This is a genomic window from Luteimonas flava (assembly GCF_036584485.1).
Lineage (GTDB): Bacteria > Pseudomonadota > Gammaproteobacteria > Xanthomonadales > Xanthomonadaceae > Luteimonas > Luteimonas flava.
Genome location: NZ_JAZHBM010000040.1, coordinates 1 through 362, shown reverse-complemented (window position 1 = coordinate 362; position 362 = coordinate 1). Strand labels below are relative to the sequence as shown.

The window sequence follows — 362 nt, the reverse complement described above, 5'->3', positions numbered from 1 at the left end:
ACCAAGATCTGCACCGAGGCGCGCTCCAGCCAGGTTTACACCAAAGCCTTCGCAGCTAAGCGCCTCGCGCCCTCCTACTCACCGATGGCTTTGTTCAGACCAAATCGATGGCGTACTATAAGTGCGTGGCTTGAGCATCATCCATTTTCGGAGCCGGTTGATTCGGCAGGTGAGTTGTTACACACTCCTTAGCGGATTCCGACTTCCATGGCCACCGTCCTGCTGTCTGGATCAACCAACATCCTTCATGGGGTCTAAATGAGCCATGACTCGGATACCTTAAATACGCTTTCGGTTCATCCCGCATCGCCAGTCCTGCTTACCAGGCGTGGCCCATTTGGCGCCCGGATCCTAGCCAGCAG

General features: G+C 55.5%; 1 rRNA gene. It reads right to left on the bottom strand.

Annotated elements, in window-relative coordinates:
- Position 1: 1 nt before the first annotated feature.
- A 23S ribosomal RNA gene (locus V3391_RS17595) occupies positions 2–362 on the bottom strand; the annotation flags it as partial.